16 protein-coding genes and 1 pseudogene are annotated in these 20,356 nt (G+C 59.9%); 12 read left to right on the forward strand and 5 right to left on the reverse strand.

Annotated features, from left to right (window positions below; genetic code table 11):
- Positions 1–170 precede the first annotated feature (170 nt).
- The 10 genes and pseudogenes from RCF34_RS06080 to RCF34_RS06125 form a co-directional block, all read left to right on the forward strand.
- Entirely contained in the window at positions 171–1,424 is a 1,254-nt protein-coding gene (locus RCF34_RS06080) for a hypothetical protein (RefSeq protein WP_308707339.1), read from the forward strand.
- A 146-nt stretch (positions 1,425–1,570) separates the two neighbouring features.
- A complete protein-coding gene (locus tag RCF34_RS06085; RefSeq protein ID WP_308707340.1) occupies positions 1,571–2,248 on the forward strand; it encodes a type 1 glutamine amidotransferase domain-containing protein in 678 nt (225 codons plus the stop codon).
- 413 nt (positions 2,249–2,661) lie between these two features.
- Complete coding sequence (locus RCF34_RS06090) at positions 2,662–4,608, forward strand: EAL domain-containing protein (protein WP_308707341.1); 1,947 nt, start codon at positions 2,662–2,664, stop codon at positions 4,606–4,608.
- 401 nt (positions 4,609–5,009) lie between these two features.
- The gene (locus tag RCF34_RS06095) at positions 5,010–5,249 is read left to right on the forward strand and encodes a hypothetical protein (protein WP_308707342.1); all 240 of its coding nucleotides are present in this window, start codon (positions 5,010–5,012) and stop codon (positions 5,247–5,249) included.
- Positions 5,250–5,909: 660 nt separating this feature from the next.
- Positions 5,910–7,607: an aspartate-alanine antiporter gene (gene aspT, locus RCF34_RS06100; RefSeq protein ID WP_308707343.1), complete on the forward strand. Its 1,698-nt coding sequence runs from the start codon at positions 5,910–5,912 to the stop codon at positions 7,605–7,607.
- 17 nt (positions 7,608–7,624) lie between these two features.
- Positions 7,625–9,247, forward strand: a complete 1,623-nt coding sequence (locus RCF34_RS06105) for a bifunctional aspartate transaminase/aspartate 4-decarboxylase (protein ID WP_308707344.1) — start codon at positions 7,625–7,627, stop codon at positions 9,245–9,247.
- Between the two features lie 300 nt (positions 9,248–9,547).
- Entirely contained in the window at positions 9,548–11,053 is a 1,506-nt protein-coding gene (locus tag RCF34_RS06110; RefSeq protein ID WP_308707345.1) for a DASS family sodium-coupled anion symporter, read from the forward strand.
- A 77-nt stretch (positions 11,054–11,130) separates the two neighbouring features.
- A complete protein-coding gene (locus tag RCF34_RS06115) occupies positions 11,131–12,129 on the forward strand; it encodes a 2-hydroxyacid dehydrogenase (protein ID WP_308707346.1) in 999 nt (332 codons plus the stop codon).
- A gap of 74 nt (positions 12,130–12,203) precedes the next feature.
- Entirely contained in the window at positions 12,204–13,820 is a 1,617-nt protein-coding gene (locus RCF34_RS06120; protein ID WP_308707347.1) for a lactate permease LctP family transporter, read from the forward strand.
- A 103-nt stretch (positions 13,821–13,923) separates the two neighbouring features.
- Positions 13,924–14,733, forward strand: a pseudogene (locus tag RCF34_RS06125) (tyrosine-type recombinase/integrase); the annotation flags it as partial.
- 306 nt (positions 14,734–15,039) lie between these two features.
- On the opposite strand, the gene RCF34_RS06130 reads toward RCF34_RS06125, so the two are convergent.
- Positions 15,040–15,450 carry a VOC family protein gene (locus RCF34_RS06130; protein ID WP_308707348.1) on the reverse strand — a complete coding sequence of 137 codons (411 nt, stop codon included), beginning with the start codon at positions 15,448–15,450 and terminating at the stop codon, positions 15,040–15,042.
- A gap of 80 nt (positions 15,451–15,530) precedes the next feature.
- A complete protein-coding gene (locus RCF34_RS06135; RefSeq protein ID WP_027602298.1) occupies positions 15,531–16,271 on the reverse strand; it encodes an SDR family NAD(P)-dependent oxidoreductase in 741 nt (246 codons plus the stop codon).
- A gap of 160 nt (positions 16,272–16,431) precedes the next feature.
- Here RCF34_RS06135 and RCF34_RS06140 point away from each other — a divergent pair, with 160 nt between their 5' ends.
- Positions 16,432–17,034 carry a TetR/AcrR family transcriptional regulator gene (locus RCF34_RS06140; protein ID WP_308707349.1) on the forward strand — a complete coding sequence of 201 codons (603 nt, stop codon included), beginning with the start codon at positions 16,432–16,434 and terminating at the stop codon, positions 17,032–17,034.
- Positions 17,035–17,054: 20 nt separating this feature from the next.
- Here the strand turns inward: RCF34_RS06140 and RCF34_RS06145 are convergent, their stop codons facing one another.
- Genes RCF34_RS06145 through RCF34_RS06155 form a run of 3 tightly spaced genes read right to left on the reverse strand, consistent with a single transcriptional unit; the run spans position 17,055 to position 19,201 of the window.
- Positions 17,055–18,041 (reverse strand): saccharopine dehydrogenase NADP-binding domain-containing protein, encoded by a 987-nt coding sequence (locus tag RCF34_RS06145; RefSeq protein WP_308707350.1) that lies wholly within the window; start codon positions 18,039–18,041, stop codon positions 17,055–17,057.
- The gene (locus RCF34_RS06150) at positions 18,038–18,439 is read right to left on the reverse strand and encodes a VOC family protein (protein WP_027602301.1); all 402 of its coding nucleotides are present in this window, start codon (positions 18,437–18,439) and stop codon (positions 18,038–18,040) included. Before RCF34_RS06150 ends, RCF34_RS06145 begins: the two co-directional genes overlap by 4 nt.
- An 18-nt stretch (positions 18,440–18,457) precedes the next feature.
- Positions 18,458–19,201, reverse strand: coding sequence for an SDR family oxidoreductase (locus tag RCF34_RS06155; RefSeq protein WP_308707351.1), 744 nt, complete (start codon positions 19,199–19,201; stop codon positions 18,458–18,460).
- A 138-nt stretch (positions 19,202–19,339) separates the two neighbouring features.
- On the opposite strand from RCF34_RS06155, the gene RCF34_RS06160 reads away from it, so the two are divergent.
- Positions 19,340–20,230, forward strand: a complete 891-nt coding sequence (locus RCF34_RS06160; RefSeq protein WP_308707352.1) for an AraC family transcriptional regulator — start codon at positions 19,340–19,342, stop codon at positions 20,228–20,230.
- Positions 20,231–20,356 lie beyond the last annotated feature (126 nt).

Here is a 20,356-nt window from a genome sequence, read left to right on the forward strand (position 1 = left end):
CCGTTTGGCGGCGTGCCACTAGTGGCCCGATGAAATTGCGGCGTGGTTCGCTGTCGCTCCGTGAAAAGCTAGGCACTGTCGGCGTGACGTTCAGCTGTATGAAACGTCTTGCCCTGCGCGAGAACGTGTCCAGCGAGCGCTCGGCCTGACATGCATTAAGGATGACCGCCATGACCTACAAGAATCCCCTGGACACCACCGCCCCCCTGTTCACCGCCGCCCTTGCCAAGGCGCCCCTGGTTGCCGCGCCCGCCAAGGCTGCCGGCACCTCTGACGGCGTCACCTACTACGCCTTCCAGAGCCAGCCCCGACTCACCCTCGGCATCAATACCGCGCCCGAATACGTCGGCTTCGCCAAGACCTTCGATGCCAAGGGTCCACACTATGCGGCCGCCTCGACCCTGAACGAACTGACCCTGACCGGCCATTGGGAAGATCAGGTCACCCGCCTCGACGGCCATACCCGTGGCGCCACCGCCAGCGACAGCACCCTGGATTCAAGCATCGCCAAGCTCACCGTCAGCCTCACCGACGTGCCGACCAATCAGTTCAATGAAGGCGACATCATCACCCTGGACAACTTCGACGGCCTACAGACCTTCGATGGCTCCAGGTCCACAGCCGGCCTCTCGATCGACTTCCTGCATGGCTACACCGAAGGCCATGACTACTCCTATGCCAGCCAGAGCGCCTTTCTCAAGAACGTGACCACCGGCAGCGGCGGCGATCTGCTCCAGGTCAGCACCCGCACCGCTCCGGAACTCGAAAACGTGGCGGCTTTGAGCAACTCGCGGGTCAAGGCCATCACCGTCGACAGCGGCGCGGGCGGCGACCAGATCGGTGCCCATATCCAGCAAGCCGACATGATCATCAATGCCGGCTCTGGCAGTGACTTCGTCGACATCCTGATCACCGAAGGTGTGGCCGCTCACAATGCCACCCTGCGCGGCAATTACGGCCATGGCGCCACCGTTACCCTGGGCGAAGGCCGTGACACCCTGAGTCTGCTCAACCCTTCCCTGGCCAACTTCGACGGTAGTAGCAGCGCCGCAGCCAACCGTGCCTTGGCAGCGAATCACGTGACGGTCACCGACTACAACGCGAACGATGACCACATCATCTTCGGCTTCGCGGTGTACGACGAGAAAGCCGTGGTGACCATCCAGGACGCCGCCCTGGCGAAGGCGACCAGCCTGTTCGCCGCGCTCAACACCGTGACCCAGTCCACCACCGGCCTGGTTAATGCCGCCGTCTTCCACTACGGCCAGGACACCTATGTCTTCCGTGACACAGGCTACGAAGGCCAGGTCGACAACCTGGATTCCCTGATCAAACTGGTAGGCGTTCATAACCTCGATGACGTCGCCAGCACCGTCTCCGCTCGTGAGCGCTACGAGGCGGGCGGCACGCTTGGCTGGGGTTGATCGCCCCTGAACGCCACGGCCGCCCCAACCGGGCGGCTCGCCGGCCGCTTCTGTGAGGTACTCGTGGCTTACCACAAGAGCCGGGCACTCACGGCAGGGACCCAGGGTCTGTCTAGCGATACCCTTCCGAACACGAGGAACGCGCGATGAAGATCCTGATGGTCCTGACCTCCCACAACCAGCTCGGCGACACCGGCAAGAAAACCGGTTTCTGGCTGGAAGAATTCGCTGCCCCCTACTATGTCTTCAAGGATGCCGGTGCCGAGATCACCCTGGCCTCCCCCGCCGGTGGCCAACCGCCGCTGGACCCCAAGAGCGACGCCCCCGAGGCCCAGACCGAGTCCACCGAGCGCTTCAAGAACGATCCCGAAGCGCAGCAGGCCCTGGCCAACACCGTCAAGCTCGCCGAGGTAGAGGCCGAGGACTACGACAGCCTCTTCTATCCCGGCGGCCACGGCCCGCTGTGGGACCTCGCCGAGTCCCGCGATTCCATCGCCCTGCTCGAAGCCTTCGCCCAGGCCAACAAGCCCTTCGGCCTGGTCTGCCACGCCCCCGGCGTGCTGCGCCACGTCAAGGCCGCCGATGGCACGCCGCTGGTCAAGGGCCGCACCGTCACCGGCTTCACCAACAGCGAGGAAGCCGGTGTGCAACTTACCGACGTGGTGCCCTTCCTGGTGGAGGACGAACTGAAGAAACTCGGTGCCCGTTACGAAAAAGGCCCGGACTGGGGCGAGTTCGTAGTGGAGGACGGCAACCTGGTCACCGGCCAGAATCCGGCCAGTTCGGAAGCCGCGGCGGATGCCCTGTTGACCAAGCTGGGCTGAACGTCGCGAACCTGAAAAAGCCCGCCTGATGGCGGGCTTTTTCGTTGTGGTCCATCACCACAGACCTGGCGGCTCGCGCGCGGGAGAGCTGGGCACAGGGCTGCCCCCGTTTCCCGAATGCTCAGGCGGACCGGCCAGGCACGCGCATCTGCATCGCTGAACGACCACCAGAGGTCTCCGCCAAGCGCTTGGTCGCCGACAATCGTCAAGGCTGTTCACCAGCGCTCGCCTCGCCTATAACTATGACGATTGGCTATTCGAACAAGATCAAAGTGCCACTAGTCGCAAAGGTTGCAGAAATCCAAGCGCCAGCCGACACCCTCCCATGAGCGCAGCCTTCAACCTGCTCCGCCCAGGCTGGAAAGGATATCCGTGCAGTGGGTTACCTGGTCGTATTTTCAGAGCATTGCCCGATGAAGAAAATCCTGCTCGGCGTGCGAGTCCTGATGTCCGTGCCCAAGGACAATCCTGGCCTGGTCAAGGCGCAATACCTCGCGCTGTCTCGGCAGCTGCCGATGATGTACTTCATCCTGCTGACCAACACCCTGCTGCTGGCCGGCACCCACCATGCCGTCGCGCCACGCTGGCTGGTGCTTTACTGCCCGTTGATCATGACGCTGTTCGGCGTGATCCGGGCGGCCGAATGGGTCCGCACACGCAATCAGCCGCGCAGTCCGACGCAGATGCTCTCGGCTCTGAAGCGCACCAACAGGCTCGCGCCCTTCGTGGCCTCGGCCTTCACCGCCTGGGCGCTGGCGCTGTTTCCCTATGGCGACAGCTATACCCAGGCGCACGTGGGCTTCTACATGGCGATCACCGTGATCGGCTGCATCTTCTGCATGATGCACCTGCTGCCCGCGGCCCTGGCCACCACCGCCGTGGTCAACACGGCGTTCGTGGTGTTCTTCGCCTCCACCACCATCGGCACCTTCGTGGCCACGGCGATCGACGTCCTGCTGGTGTCCGTCGCCATGCTCGTCATTCTCAAGGCGCAGTATGGCGACTTCACCCGGCTGGTGAACATGCAGGCGCAGACGGCGAAACTCAGCGAGGAAAATCTCAAGCTGGCCAATCAGGACAGCCTGACCGGCCTCGCCAATCGGCGGCAATTCTTTGCCCGCCTCGATACCCTGCTGGCGGACGCGCGCGCGCAGGGGACCCGTCTGGCCGTGGGCCTCATCGACCTGGACGGCTTCAAGCCGGTCAACGATCTCTATGGCCATAGCGTCGGTGACCGGCTGCTCTATCAGGTGGGCCAGCGCCTGAGCGGCCTGCTCGACGAGGACGTCCACCTGGCCCGCCTGGGCGGCGACGAATTCAGTCTGATCATCACCAGGGTCCTGAACGATGAGCAGCTGCGGGCGTTTGGCGAACAGGTCTGCGCCAGCCTGCGCGAGCCCTTCCTGCTGGTGGACATGCCCATCCAGATCAGTGGCTCGCTGGGCATCGCCACCTTTCCCGACCAGGCCTTCACCGCCACGGACGTCTATGAGCACGCCGACTACGCCCTGTACCAGAGCAAGCGCCACCGCCCGGGCACGGCCTGCCTGTTCAGCACCATGCACCGCCAGCAACTCAATCGCGAAGGCCTGACCGAACAGGCTTTGCGCCGGGCCGACCTGGACCGCGAGTTCTACATGGTCTTCCAGCCCATCGTGGACATCCACAGCAAGCAGACCGTGGCCTTCGAGGCCCTGGCCCGCTGGGAAAGTCCGGAGCTGGGCAACGTGCCACCGGGTGATTTCATCCCGACCGCCGAGCGCGTCGGCATGGTCAATCGCCTCACCCTACCCTTGCTGAGCAAGGCCCTGAATGCGGCCGCGTGCTGGCCCAAGGGCATCCGCCTGGCCTTCAACCTGTCCGCCCACGACTGCGGCTCGGAAGACGCCGCCCAGCAGATCGTCGAACTGATCAAGCGCAGCGGCTTCGACCCGGCCTGCCTCGACCTGGAAATCACCGAAACCGCCGCCATCCAGGACCTGCCCCAGACCCAGCGCGCCATCAGCCGCTTTCGCGAACTGGGTTGCGGCATCTCCCTCGACGACTTCGGCACCGGCTATTCCAGCCTGAGCCAGATCCACGCCCTGCCGCTGACCAAGCTGAAAGTGGACCGCACCTTCGTCACCGACCTCCACCTCGACCCGGCCAGTTTCAAGATCGTCAAATCCCTGATCGCCCTGTGCCAGGACATGCAGCTGGACTGCATCGTGGAAGGGGTGGAAACCGCGGCAGAACTGGGTGCTTTGAAAAACCTTGGCTGTACCAGAGCGCAGGGTTATCTGTTCGCCAAGCCCATGCGGGCGAGTGATATCAGGGGTTGGTTGGACGGGGAACATTTGGACGAGGTGTTGGCGGTTTGACTCGTAGGGGTACCAGGTGCGACGCGAGCTCATGTCCAAGCAGCGACTTCTGGTTCAGCCGCGTCCGCTCACAACTGTAATCCCGCAACACCTTGCCCGCTTGGGTTTACGTAGGCACTCATGCCATTTCATTTAGAATCTTCAAGAAGTTCAGGTTAGCCCGATGAGTATGGGCTTGACCCTGCAATCCTGTAGCCCGCGAAAAGCCGACAGAGACATACTCGCTTGCGCGACACGCTCGGCCTGCTGGGCTTAGAACATGAATACCGTGATGTGATCATTCCGTGACTGGTGGCGGCAAGAAACGGACGTTGACAAGCGACCGCTACTGCCCCTTAGCGGACATTAGTCGCTAGATGGATAATCCAACGGATTACTTATGAATTTGAGCAAAGAAACCCATGGAGCTTCATGAGCACTTGGATCAGGTCAAGGACGCCAAGACCTTTTTGGCTTTTGCCCACGCCTTGGCTGAAGATAAGTCGAATGGTAACTGGGAAAACGGGACGATAGAAACCTTCTTGGACGGAGCTATTGCGTGGGCCGAGGCCAGTAATTTTGGCATCGATCAGGGGCTTCAAGGCTCCAATCCTTGGGGGCAATTCGCTAATTTTTTGTACTGCGGAAAAATCTACGAGTAAACAGGTGAGGTGTTCATTTGCTTTTAGCGTTGCTTCTACCGAGCAGCGGAACTGAATCGCCCTTGGCTTCGTAGGCACATCGAACGGCTGCAAGGGGTCGGATGCAGCCCTTGCGCAGGCCCCGCTTTGCCGGCGGATTATGCCAATTAGATTGAACATAATACCCGCTCGCACGCGGCGTAGGGGCTGTTGCAGTCCACAGCTTGCCATTTTCTTGCAGCCAAAGTTTGGGGCTTCTAGATCAGGTCATATAAGGGGATTTAGGGGGCTACGCTGAGATCGACTTTGAAAATGGGCGTTCTCTCTCTATTTTAATTTGGCAGCGATAGTCCGATAGGTGTTTTTACACAGTTTGGGCACCTACTCGTTACAGTTTTATTGCTCAAGGCAAAGCCATACCCGCCCTCACCTCATCTACAGCCCCTGCTTTTGACAGTTCTGGAATGCTGTGCTTAGGTTTCTAGCGCTGCCGGATCCAACCATGCTTGCTGGTAAATCTGACCGCAACCTTGATGATGAGCGTCGTTCTGCCAGGTGAAGCTTAGCCTGTCAGATGCTGGATTGCGTGCCCAGCCATTGACGGGCTGCGCGTTCGGTCATCCCCAAAGCGCTTGGTCGTGTGGTGAAACGCTGCCATCCGGCCTTCGATCGAAGGTTTCTATGGACTACCTCCACCTCGTGCTGAATCAGTCGCCCGAACTTGCGTTATTTCTTTCTCTGGCAATCGGTTACTGGGTCGGCGGCATCCAGTTTGGTAAATTTCAGCTTGGAGGCGTAGCCGGCTCGCTACTGGCGGCTGTTGTGATCAGCCAGGTCGGAATCAGCATCGATAACGGGATCAAGTCGGTGTTGTTCGCTTTGTTCATCTACGCCGTCGGGTTCGAGAGCGGGCCACAGTTCTTTCGTTCCCTGGGGCGGCAATCGCTCCGGGAAATTGTATTGGCGGCCGTCATGGCACTCAGTGGCTTGGCGACAGTGATTGTCGCCGCCAGGGTATTGGGGCTGGACAAAGGGCTAGCCGCAGGTATCGCTGCAGGCTCGATGACTCAGTCGGCGATCATCGGTACCGCAAGTGCCGCGATTGCCAAGCTGGAGCTTCCGCTGGAACAGATCCAGGCCCTTCAAGGCAACGTTGCGGTGGGCTACGCCGTGACCTATATCTTCGGCTCATTCGGCGCAATCCTTATGTGCGTCAATGTCCTCCCGTGGTTCATGAAGCGCTCGATTCGGGACGATGCGACCCGAGCGGAGGCGGAGTTGCTCGCCGGAGCGCGGGTATATGGGCCAGGAGAACAGCCAGCGACCCCTCCGTTGGTTGGGCGTATCTATCGCGTCGCCCAAGCGGCTGGCAAGACGGTCGAGCAACTGGAAACCACCCCGCAAAGCGCTAATGCGGCTGCCTTGACGATCGAACGTATCAAGCGTGGCGGCGCACTGGTCGGTGTGGCGCCGGATACTGTGCTGGAAGCGGATGACGTTGTGCTTGTGGTAGGACGTCGCGCTGGTGTGATCGCCATGGCGGAGCGGCTTGGGCCAGAACTGCAGTCTTATCCGGACATGGACGTGGTGGTGGTGCAACGCGACCTGACCGTGGGCAACCCTGCTTTCGTTAATCGAACCGTGGCAGAAATCCGCCAAGAGGCAAACCGTACGTTGCGCCATGGCGTGTATGTGGTGGGAGTAAAACGCGCTGGTCGGCCATTGGCGTTGCAACCCGATACCGTCATCAGCTCCGGGGATATGGTAACGCTCTACGGCACCCCGGATGACATCCAGCGCGTAGCCAAGCAGGTTGGTACCCTTATCGTGCCGAGCGAGAAAACCGACTTTGTTTTTCACGGTTTCGGGCTCGTCGTCGGCTTGCTTCTCGGCATGATCGTTGTTCGGCTGGGTGCGATTCCGTTGACCTTGGGTAGTGGTGGGGGCGCGCTCATCGCCGGTCTAGCCTTCGGATGGTATCGCAGCCGCCATCTCACCCGTGGCAACCTTCCCACGCCGGCTTCCACCCTCCTGCGTGACCTGGGTTTGGCGGGGTTCGTGGCCGTGGTAGGCCTGCAGTCTGGGCTACAGGCCGTCCAAACTATCGCTACACAAGGTATTTCCATCTTTCTCGTGGGCGTGGCGGTATGCATCGTCCCTATCGTAATCACGATCCTCGTGGGGCGCTATGTGCTCCGCTACGACAACCTGGCCATCTTCGCCGGCGCCGTTTCCGGGGCGCGCAGCGCCAACCCTGCCTTTGGAGAAGTGCTCGACAAAGCCGGTAATTCGATACCAACGGTTCCATTCGCGGTTACCTATGCCTTGGCCAATGTGTTTCTCACCTTGCTCGGGCCGCTGGTCGTAGCCTTCGCTTAACCGAAAGGGAAAATGTCATGAGCGACGAAATTGCCAAGAACGACGATTACGCCCAGTACGCCAAGCTGAGTCCATTCGAACTCAAAGATGAACTGATCAAGCTGGCCTCCGGTACTGAAAACCGTCTGATGCTAAATGCAGGTCGGGGCAATCCAAACTTCCTGTCTACCCTGCCCCGACGCGCCTTTTTCCGCCTTGGCCTCTTCGCCACGAGCGAAGCCGAGTTGTCCTATTCCTACATGCCCCACGGGGTCGGCGGGCTACCGCAGATTGATGGCATCGAGGCACGTTTCGAACGGTATACCGCTGAGCACCGTGACCAACCCGGGGTGCTTTTTCTCGCCAGGAGCCTTAGCTACGTCCGGGACCAACTGGGGCTTTCGGCTTCTGCGTTTCTGCACGAGATGGTCGAAGGCATTCTGGGCGCGAACTATCCTGTGCCACCCCGCATGCTCAGAATTTCCGAGCAGGTCGTAGGCCATTACATCGTGAAGGAAATGATCGGTGGCTTCGTTCCGGCCGGAACAATAGACCTGTTTGCTGTGGAAGGCGGTACGGCCGCAATGACCTATATCTTTCATTCGCTACAGCAGAATGGTTTGCTTAAACGGGGCGACAAGGTCGCGATCGGGATGCCCGCGTTTACACCCTATATTGAAATTCCGGAGCTGGAAGAATTCGGGCTGGAGCAGGTACACATCGACGCAGACCCGCACGCCAACTGGCAGTACCCGGATACGGAGCTGGATAAGCTCAAGGATCCGGCGATAAAGATTTTCTTCTGTATCAACCCCAGCAACCCGGCCTCCGTGAAGATGGACGACCGCGGGCTCGAGGCGGTTGCCCGCATTATCACGGACTCCCGCCCGGATCTGTTCATTCTGACCGACGATGTCTATGGCACCTTCGCCGACGACTTCCGGTCCCTGTTCGCTATATGCCCTCGCAATACCATGCTTGTGTATTCATTCTCTAAGTATTTCGGTGCCACCGGCTGGCGCCTAGGCGTAATCGCCACGCACAAGGACAGCGTTTTCGATGAGGCGCTCTCGACGTTGCCCGAGGCGGCGAAAGTTTCCTTGGACCATCGCTATGGAACGCTCTTGCCGAATGTTCGAGACCTCAAATTCATTGACCGCATCGTCGCGGACAGCCGTACAGTCGCCCTGAATCACACTGCAGGGTTGTCCACCCCGCAGCAAGTGCAAATGGTGCTGTTCGCGCTCTTCGCTCTCATGGACGAAAGCGACGGCTACAAAGCCGAGCTCAAGAAACTGGTACGCCGCCGCGAAGCGGCGCTCTATCGTGAGTTGGGCGTGGAGCCTGACAGCGATCCGAATGCCGTTGACTACTACACGCTTCTGGACCTGGAAGACTTGGCGCGCAAGATACATGGCGACGAGTTTGCCGCTTGGGTAAAAGCGCGCTTCAGCAGTGGTGACCTCCTGTTCAGAATCGCGAAGGAGACCGGCATCGTGCTGCTACCCGGCAAGGGGTTCGGTACCAAGCAACCCGCTGCCCGGGTGTCCCTGGCTAACCTTAACGAATACGAGTACGCCAATATCGGCCGGTCCTTACGGGCAATGGCAGATCAATACTATGAGGAATTCAAGGAAACACTGGGGGGAACCGATCAGTGAATGCGCGCAAAGAGTCGTAATCGGCACGGCTCACGAGTACATCCAGGAATGGGTCAGGTTAAAGAGAAACGCCTACTCCGCGCCGCTATGCAAACTTTTGGCAAGCGGCGACGAGGCCCGGATGACTAATCCGCTTTCGCCTGACTTTTTGGGCCGGACATTGCGGCCGGGGCGCTTCCCAGTCATGGGGAGGTTAGTGGCAGCTTTCAAAATCGTCTGCGTCCATTCCGCTCGTAGGGATGGCTAAGGCAACGCTCCCCAGGGGCGCCACGGCTCACGGAACAGAATCAGGAAAGTGTCATGTTCAACCGCATCCGCGCTGCGTTCATTTACTTCAACTCCGTTGTGCCTTTCAAGCTACCGCAGGCTTTGATTACCACTGCCGTTCTGGCCGCCTTGCTGCTCGTTCCGGCCCCGGACGGCCTCACCGACGAGGCTTGGGGGCTTGTCGCTATCTTTCTCACCACCATCGTGGCCATCATTCTCAAGGTAATGCCCATCGGCGTGATGGCGGTGATGGCCATCGTAATCCTTGCGCTCTCGCAAGTGACCTCGACAAGCTCGAAAGGGGCAATTGCCGATGTGCTGTCCAGCTTTTCCAGCCCGCTGATCTGGCTCATCGTAGTCGCCATTCTAATTTCGCGCGGTCTAAAGAACACGGGGCTGGGCAACCGTATCGGCATGCTGTTCATAGCGCTGCTGGGCAAGCGCACCCTCGGCATCGGGTATGGCCTGGCTATCTGTGAATTGGTGCTTGCGCCGTTCACCCCAAGTAACACGGCACGCGGCGGCGGCATTGTGCACCCGGTCATGAAATCCATCGCCAACGCCTTTGATTCCGATCCAGCCAATGCCACGCAGGGCAAGGTCGGCACGTATCTGGCGCTGGTCAACTACCACGCCAACCCGATCACTTCGGCGATGTTCCTTACGGCTACTGCGCCCAATCCGCTGGTGGTGGATTACGTGGCCAAGGCTACCGACCAGCAGCTGCAGCTGTCATGGACCACGTGGGCGCTGTGCATGCTGGTACCTGGGCTGTTCTGTCTGCTAGCCATGCCGCTAGTGATCTACCTCCTATCACCGCCCGGGCTCAAGGTCACTCCGGACGCGGTGCGTTTCGCCAAGGGCGAGCTGCAGCGGATGGGCCCCCTGGCCCCAAAGGAAAAGGTGATGATCTTCACCTTCGGGCTGCTACTGGTACTGTGGGCCAATCTGCCTGCACTGTTATTCGGTCCCGCCTACACACTTGATCCTACGGTCGTGGCATTCGTCGGCCTGTTTGTGCTCATCATCACCGGCACACTGGACTGGGACGATGTGCTGTCTGAGAAAAGCGCTTGGGACACACTGATCTGGTTCGGTGCGTTGGTCATGCTTGCCGAGCAGCTCAACAAGCTTGGAGTGGTGAGCTGGTTCACTGAGGGCATGAAGGCTGCCATCATTGCCAGCGGCATGAATTGGCAGCCGATCGCGGCTGTCCTGGTACTTGCCTTCGTGTTCTCTCATTACCTGTTTGCCAGCACCACAGCGCACATCAGTGCAATGATGCTGGCCTTCCTCGGTGTGGGCGCGTTGCTCATTCCGCCGGAATACCTGATTGCCTTCATGCTCATGATGACGGCCGGGTCCGCCATCATGATGACGCTGACCCACTATGCAACCGGCACTTCGCCCATCATCTTCGGTAGCGGCTATGTCACGCTCGGACTGTGGTGGCGCGTCGGCTTGGTCATGTGTCTGTTCGAATTGCTAGCGTTCGCACTGGTGGGCGGCGTGTGGTGGAAACTGTTGGGGTTCTGGTGAACCTCATAATAAGCCCTGCCACCGACCTCACTCCGACCGACGCAGAACCCTTCCATGCCCAGAAACGGATACTTCAGATGAGAATTGCCGTCTTCAGTGCGCGTCCCTATGACCGCCGTTCACTCGATCGGGCCAATGAGGCCGCTGCGGTGGAGCAACGGATCCAGTTTTTGTACAACGAGGCCACACTTGATTCCCGTACAGCTGCACTGGCCGACGGCTGCGACGGAGTGTGCGTGTTCGTCAATGACAGGCTTGATGCGCCGGTACTGCAGGCATTACATGAGTTGGGAGTTCGTGCCATCGCGCTACGCTGCGCGGGCTTCAATAACGTCGACTTGGCCACCGCGCAGCGGCTGGGCTTTTTCGTCGCCCGTGTGCCTGCGTATTCGCCCGAGGCCGTGGCCGAGCACACGCTGGCGCTGGTTATGACGCTGAACCGCCAGACACACCGTGCTTACAACCGCGTACGCGAAGGCAACTTTATGCTCGATGGCCTGCTCGGGCGCACGCTGCACGGCAAAACGTTCGGCATTGTGGGCACGGGGAAGATCGGGTTGGCTACGGCGCGAATCTTTAAAGGCATGGGCTGCAGGGTGCTTGGCCATGACCCCTATATATCGCCTGCCTTCCAGGCGATCGGTGAGAATGTAGAGCTTGACGAACTGCTAACACGCTCAGACATCGTCTCCCTGCATTGCCCACTGACCGAGCAAACAGGGCACCTGATCAATGACGTCTCGCTGTCCCGCATGAAATCCGGGGCCATGCTGGTCAATACCTCGCGCGGCGGACTGGTGGACACCGGTGCGGTAATACGTGCGCTGAAAACGCGCCATCTGGGCCACGTCGCCATCGACGTGTACGAGCAGGAAAGCGCGCTGTTCTTCCAGGATCGCTCCGGCGAGATCATCGACGACGACGTATTCCAGCGCCTGATGACCTTTCCGAATGTGCTAGTGACCGGGCATCAAGGATTCTTCACCGCCGAAGCGCTGGAGGAGATTGCACAGACCACGGTAGCTAATCTGGGGCACTTTATTGCCGGTACACCGTGCCCTAACTGCGTTGCCTAATTCAGCCGACAATCCATATCTGGCTGTGCACGCCCCGCGCTTGCGAAGCGTCGTCACCACTCGGAGCCCCAACAATGTGGCCGCAGAATTACGACCCGCTGAATAACCCCAATCTCTCCGCATTGCTGGCTGCGCTGCCCGTGCTGGTGTTCCTCCTGGCACTTACGGCGTTTCGCCTCAAGGGATTGACCGCCGCACTGTTGGCATTGGTCGTCTCGGCAGTGGTCTCCGCGCTAGTATTCACAATGCCTTCCAGCGCGATTGCCGGGGCGGCGATCTTCGGCATCATCAGTGGCGTTTTCCCTATCAGCTTCATCGTGCTTATGGCGGTTTGGCTGTACAAGCTCGCAATCCGTAGCGGCAAGTTTGAGATCATCCGTAGTAGCATCGCGACGGTATCGGAAGACCAGCGCGTCCAGGTGCTGTTGATTGCCTTTTGCTTCGGCGGCTTTCTGGAGGGTGCAGCAGGATTCGGTGTGCCGATAGCTATCTGTGCCGCGCTGCTGGTTGAGCTCGGCTTTCGGCCACTGAAGGCCGCCATGCTGTGCCTGCTGGCCAACGGTGCGGCGGGGGCCTATGGAGCGATCGGCATTCCGGTGCTGGTCGGGGCGCAACAAGGCGGGGTGGCCGTATCTGAAATGGCTCCCATGCTGATGGCGCTGGTCCAGGTCATCGCTCTGGTGTCGCCGGCCGTCTTGGTACTCATGCTTGACGGCTGGCGTGGCGTGCGCGAGACCTGGCCGGTGCTGATCGTCGTCGGCGTGGTCTTCAGTGGTGTGCAGGCGGCCACGCTGTACCTGCTCGGGCCTGAACTGGCGGATATCCTCGGGCCACTAGCGGCGATGGGGGCTCTGGCCGGCTTCATGCAACTGTGGCGTCCCAAGCGGATCTATCGGGAATCCGATACAGCGTCCGGGCCCGCACGCCAGTACACCCTCAGGGAGGTGTTGCAGGCTTGGTCGCCGTTCTACATCCTGACCGGCACGATATTGGTGTGGAGCCTGCCCGCATTCAAGGCGCTGTTCGCGCCAGGTGGAGCGCTGGCGAAGACGGTGCTGCAGTTGCCCATCGGACTGCTGGATGGGAAGGTACAGGAGCTACCGCCATTGGTGCAGCAGATGCATGTGCTGCCGGCCGTATGGAGCGTGGGTTGGCTCAACGCCTCCGGGACCGCGATTCTGGTGGCAGCGGTACTGACAGTCGCGCTGTCAGCGCGGCTTAGCACGCGTATTGCCGGCCAGGAGCTGGCGCAGGCTTGCCGGGAGATGTGGAAGCCCCTGGCGACGGTTTCGCTGGTCATGGCGGTGGCCTACATCACGAACTATTCGGGTGGTTCCTCTACCATCGGGCTGGCGCTGGCGCAGACCGGTGGCGTCTTCCCGCTTCTGTCGCCGGTGATCGGGTGGATGGGTGTTTTCATAACCGGCTCGGTAGTCAACAACAACACGCTATTCGCCCATCTGCAGGCGGTGACGGCTGGACAGATCGGCGCACCGGAGGCGCTGCTGGTGTCCGCAAACACCGCGGGTGGCGTCATGGCCAAGCTGGTTTCACCGCAGTCAATTGCTATTGCCGCAGCAGCGGTGAAGCTAGTGGGCCAGGAGTCTGCGATCATGCGCACAACGCTTTCCATCAGCGTTGTGCTACTCGCTTACGTTTGCTTGAGCACGTGGGTGCTTTCCACCCTGTAGGTACCGCTCAGGCCAGGTAACCGTCGACGAAATTTCAGGCGGAGCCCTGCCTTGAGCCAGTTAATCGGGACTCGACATAACACCCGATCGTTTCATCCAAACCTTCTCTTCCTTAATAGGGCTGGCCAGCGCGGATGATTTTCGCGTAGTGAACCGTGCGCACGTCCTGGCCTGGCAAGCCCAGCTGGAAAAGCGCGGTCTGGCCGGGGCCACCATACGGCGCAAACTCGCCGCACTGGCCAGCCTGTTTGATCACCTTCTGGAATGCAACGCTGTCGCCGGCGGCAATCCGGTGCACGGAGTCAAACGGCCCAAGATCGACACCAGCGAAGGCAAGACCCCAGCGCTGGGCGATCGTCAGGCCAAGACGCTGCTCGATGCGCCGAACATGGCCACCTCAAAAGGACTGCGCGACCGCGCCGTACTTGCGGTCCTGCTGTACCACGGGTTACGGCGTGAAGAAGCGGCACAGCTGACGGTGGGCGACATCCTGGAACGGCGGGGCATCAAACACCTGCTGATCCACGGCAAAGGCGGCAAGGTGCGCTACCTGCCGCTGCATCCAATCGCAGCGGACCGCATTCATGATTACCTTGAGCGCTCCAGGCATCACCTGGTCGCGTCGAAAGGGTCCCTTTTTCTACCGCTGCGCGGCCCTGTTGATCGCGGCGGCATCACGGCGGATGGCATCTATAAGCTCATGGAAGCGTATGCGAAAAAGGCAGGTATCAAGGTAGACGGCCTAGGCGTGCATGGCCTGCGCGCCACGGCGGCCACCAATGCCTTGGAGCACGAGGCAGACATCGTCAAGGTCCAAGCCTGGTTGGGCCATGCCAACATCAGTACCACGCGGATCTATGATCGCCGGCAGAACCGGCCCGAGGATTCCGCTACCTACAAGGTGAAATACTAGGACGCGCATAGCTGGGCTTGAGCAGACTCACCGACAGCTACCGACCCATTGCAGACCTTCGCGTGGGGCGGCCGTCGGCCAAAAGCTGCCTTTTAACGAACGCCTAAATATCCCGCAGACAGATCATTGCTCCAGAAACAGCCATTCGGCGGTAGCCGTATCCGAGCCAAACCTGTCCGTAGAAATGAGGTAGAACCCGTTCGGGTCCGAAGCGCTTCTGCATGTCCCAAGTGAAACAAGGGAACAGCATGTTGATCAAGGGCCGTCCTAGCTGTGACTCGATTGAAAGGGGTGCGAGGCTCAGCACTAAGCAGTTAGCTGGCAAACCGCTTCCAGATTCACTCCCTCAGGACCTAGCACATACGCCGCGTAGTAACTGGGGTGGTAATGGCGCCTGATGCCGGGCGCTCCGTTATCTTGTCCGCCAGCGGCAATGGCGGCCGCATAGAACGCATCGACCGCGTCACGACTCTCTGCGATCAGAGCTATGTGCGTCCCGTGACTGGGGGGAAGCGCAGCATGCAACCATAAAAACGGCTTTCCTTCAGAGCCGAACCCCAGTCGTCGAGGTGTTGAAGCTGGCGGATCGGCCTTGATGCTCATCAGCAACTCAATCCCAAGCGGCCTGAGCGCAGGTTCGTAGAAGGCTTGAGCATGCGAAATGTCCGAAACCCCGAGGCCTACATGATCGATTGCTGACCCAGCAAAGTTGCTCATCAAGTATCTCCATAAACGCTCATGAATCGGCAGGTTGGTAGAGCGCGTCGTTGACAGCGCGGGGCCGCTCCGTGTGAGTATCAAACCTGAGATGCACCACCATCGGCGAACAGCTCAGCTCCATTGACATAGCTCGATGCATCGCTCGCCAGGAAGAGCGCGGCCTGACCTATCTCATATGCCTGGCCGATCCGACCGAGCGTGCTCTTCTCGCTAAGGGCATCGATCACCTCCTGCGCGTTCTCACCCAGAACGTTGCGCAGGGACGGGGTGTCCACGGGGCCAGGGCTGAGCAGGTTGATGCGTACACCGGATCCTTTGATATCCAGAACCCAGCTGCGCACCAGCGAACGGAGCGCGGCCTTGGTGGCTCCGTAGACACTCAGGCCGGGGCCGGGGTTGATCGAGGCGGTCGAGCCGATGACGACGACGCTGCTCCCCTTACCCATCAACGGCAGCGCGCCTTGCACAGTGAAGGTCGTGCCTTTGACATTGGTCGTGAAGAGCCGATCGAAACCTGCTTCGGTGATTGCGCCCAAGGGCTCGATTTCACCCGTCCCGGCATTGGCGATCAATACGTCGATATGGCCATGCACCCCGCTGATGTGGCTGAACAGCTGGGTCAGGTCACCAAGGTTCGAAATGTCCGCGCATACGGCAGAAGCGTTCTCGCCGAGGCTCTTAACGGCTTCGTCGAGCTGAGGCTGGCGGCGCCCGGTGATGACCAGCTTAGCGCCCTGGCTGGCGAAGGCTTCAGCGATGGCGAAACCCAGGCCCGAAGAGCCACCAGTGACCAGAACAACCTTGTTTTCAAACAACATGGGAAATACCTGCGCGGGTGAATATATAGTGAACACTACATAGACAGACACCTGGGCGCAACATATTTAGTGACTGCTATATAAGCCTGACCATCGATCTGTGATTGAAATCTCTTGTAGTGATCGCTAAATTAATCAAACCGACAGGAACGAGATCGCCATGAACGAGAAAAACCGGCAGCGCCGCCCTCCCTTCGACCGTGAGCAAGGGATAGCCATCGCACAGGCGCTATTTCATCAGCGCGGCTTCGACGCGGTCAGCCTGACCGACCTGACCGAGGCCATGAACATCAAGCCGCCGAGCTTTTACGCCGCATATGGCAGCAAAGCCGAGCTGTTCGAGCGCGCGATGCATCGCTACGCCAGTGAAAGCGCGCTGCCTATGGACAGGCTGCTGGGACCGGATCGACCGCCCGCAGAAGCACTGACCGCACTGCTGATTACCGCTGCGAAGCAGTACGGGCGAGACCGGGCTTTGCGTGGCTGTCTGATTACCGAGGGTATGCGCGCGGACGATCCGACCGCCCGCGATATGGCCGAGAAACTGGGCAACGCCGGGAACCAGGCGATACGCCGTTACCTTGATCAGGTCCGCCCGGAAACCGGTCAGGTTCTGACTGACTACGTGCTTATCACCCTGCGGGGCCTATCGGCGGCGGCATGCAGTGGCATGTCTCGCAAGCGCCTGGCGGAAGTGGCGCAGCTTGCCGGCAAATTGATTTCCCTCGAGTTCGAAACTCGCGACGGCGCTACGAATTTCTGAGCAACCCGCATAGACGCTACCTACGGAAGGCAGCGATCAGTGATGGTCGTTCCGGCAATGCTCTCCGCAAATTCACCACCGAAAATGCGAGCTGGCGTTTCAAAACCAGGCTTGCGATCGTCGCTTAACACCCGGCGCGCAGCTTCAATGGCGGCCAGCGGCGTGTAGGAATATCCGTTCACCGTTTCGATCATGGATCTTGCAACGCTGCCATCCGCCGCGGTGACCTCTGCAACCGCGCAAGCCCGATGGGTGTCCCGCTCATGGACGCTGGGACCATCAGGCAGTTGTGATAAGTCGCCCTTGGGAAAAGCCTCGCCCGAGATATGCACGAACATCGCGATGTTGGGGATGCCTGTCGAATGCCACCCCGTCACCAGATCACCGAAAGACAACGGCTGGCACGTCACCGGCCCGTCGCCAAAATCAAACTGGCGTGACTGCGCATCAGCCGTTGCCACGAGTTCACCGTCGATCCTTGCGAGCAACCCTGCGCCGATGATTTCGCTGACGCTCATCGCCGAACCCCGAGACATCGACCCGGGAACCTGCAGCGCAATGCTCAGCGCATGAGGGTCCGCAACCCGCTGGGCCACATGCATGGCCAGGCAGTCCGTGGGGACAACGTCCCAGCCGACGCCAGGCAGAAGCATCACGCCCGCCTCGCCAGCTTGAGCACCCAGCCGCTCCGCGAGCCGGTAGATATTAATCTCGGCCGTGATGTCTAGGTAGTCAACACCAGCCTGCATGCACGCGCGCATCAACGCCTCAGCTGTTTGCGCGAAAGGCCCTGCGAAGTTCAATAGGACGTCTATACCATCCAGCGCCTCTGCCGCCTGAGCATCTGCTCCGAACACGCGGTAAGGAACATCCAGTTGCGCGGCAAGATCTTCAAGTCGATCAACCGTACGTCCCGCTATTTCGAAAGTTAGACCTAGTGCTTTCGCTCGCTCAGCGGCCATGCGCCCGGTGTAACCCGTCGCGCCGTAAATCAGTAGTGTCTTCATTGCGCGTGCTGCCAGTTTTTGTAGACGAATTCCACACTGTAACCATCCGGGTCTAGCACGTTCGCGGCGTAATAATTCGGGTCGTAATGCAGCCGGGCACCAGGCGCGCCATTGTCAACGGCTCCCTGGCTCATAGCGGCGGCATAGGCAGCCTTGACCTCAGCCTTGCTGCTCGCGACAAACCCGACGTGAGCAGCCCGTCCCTCGACCACACCCTCGCGCAGCCAGAAGAACACTCGGCCATTGGCGCCGAAGCCTTTGAGATCCGGATGACCTGGCGGGCCGTTCTTGCCGTCATAGTCCAGACGTGCGTTGATGCCAAGCGGCGACAGTGCCGCTTCGTAAAAACGAATGGAGCGCTCGATGTCGCTAACGGATAGAAAAACATGATCCAGCACGTCATAGTCCTCGCTTTTTCAGATGTTGTAGCCGCCTGCCACTTCGATGGTCTGGGCATTGATCCAGGCGCCGTCTTCGGACAACAGCATGGTAATGACCTGCGCTACATCTTCAGGCTCACCCACCCTGCCCAGAGCGGTTTGCCCAGCCAGCATCGCCTCGAACTCGTCGTTGAGCCCGCCTCCCAACTCAGTTCGAATCGCTCCAGGTGAAACCGCATTGGCCCGTATGCGCCGATCACCGAACTCCTTGGCCATATAGCGTGTGAGCACCTCCAACCCACCTTTAAACGCCGCATAAGGCGCCACCCCGGCCGTGGCGACGCGGGTGGTGGCGCTGGTCAGGTTGACGATGCTGGCGTTCTCTTCCAGCAATGGAAGAAGTGCCTTGGTCAGGAAGAACGGACCTTTCAAATGAACGTTGAACAGGCCGTCGAACTGCGCTTCGCTGACCGTCTGCAACGGGTTGAATAGGCCATACCCCGCATTGTTGACCAAGCCAGTGAGCGTGCTGATGTTCCAGACGTCTCTCAAGGTCATCACGACCGCTTCTCGAAAGGCTTCGAAACTGCCCACGTTGCCAACATCGAGTTTGAGCGCAACGGCTTTACCGCCGGCCTGCTCGATACCCCCCACGACCTCCGCCGCTGCTTGGGGATTGTTGTTGTAAGTCAGGATGACACCCGTGCCACGCTGGGCAAGGTGCCGTGCCGTACTGGCACCGATACCACGGCTGCCGCCGGTGATGACAATCACGCTCATGTGGTGCTCCGCTGTCGATGAAATGAGTCACCACAGTAGCGACGCACCGCCTCGCCGACGCAGCCGTTCCTACTCCAAACTTGCCTGTTTCTGCTTTTTGCTTGTACGGCGCGTCGATCTCCGGTCAACATCCCTTCCATGAAAGATCAACTGAATGAGCTACGCATCTTGGCCGCCAAGGCCGAAAATCGCCGCACCGAAACGGGTATTCCGCGAGTTGCCATGGTTCAGGGCGATATCCCCGAGCACATGCTCGCTGCCGTCTACGACCCGATGATCAACCTGATCCTGCAAGGCAGCAAAACGATGACGGTGGGCGACCGCACCCTTCGGTATGACCCTGCGACGTATTTTGTGATGTCCATCGACCTGCCCGCGGTAGGGGCTGTCCACGCCGCGGAGACAGGCGAGCCCTACCTAGCCGTTAGCCTGACCCTCGACTCGACAGTGCTCGCTACATTGCTGGCTGACCTTCCGAAACCTATGGGGCGGTACGAAAACGACCCCGGCTTTTCGGTTGCTGCCATCACGCCAGAGTTGATGGACGCCTGGGTGCGCATGCTTCGACTCATGGGCAACCCGGATGCGATTGCCGCGCTCGCCCCAGCGTACGAGCGCGAGATATTGTTTCGCGTTCTACAAGGCCCGCATGGCTGGATGTTGCGAGAGATCGCCGCACCAGACACTGCCATGGCCCGCGTGAGCCTGGCCATTCAGTGGATTCGGCGAGACTTTGCTGAACCGATCAGAGTAGAAAGCCTGGCGCAAAAGGCGGCCATGAGCGTCTCGGCGTTTCACCGGCACTTCAAAGCCGTCACTACGCTGAGCCCATTGCAGTACCAGAAACGGGTTCGCCTGCTACAGGCCCGAACCCTCATGGTCGCCAGCGCCAAAAGCGTCACGGCCGCCGCGTTCGAGGTGGGCTATGAAAGCGCCACGCAATTCACGCGGGATTATGCACGGGTGTTCGGCCTGCCTCCTGCGCGGGATGCGGCGAGAATCTCGAGCGAAACGAGAGCCGATTTGTGACCTTGGCGAGATCCGATACCGATCAGCGTGCTGCGGACAGCAGCGGTCATTGTCGGAATCGCACATCCTCCATGAGCCCGGTTTAACTTATTTGCGAGTGACTGCTATTGGCCGATTGCAGCCGGT

Origin of the sequence: Pseudomonas sp. 102515, assembly GCF_031085165.1 — a bacterium.
Taxonomy (GTDB): domain Bacteria; phylum Pseudomonadota; class Gammaproteobacteria; order Pseudomonadales; family Pseudomonadaceae; genus Chryseomonas.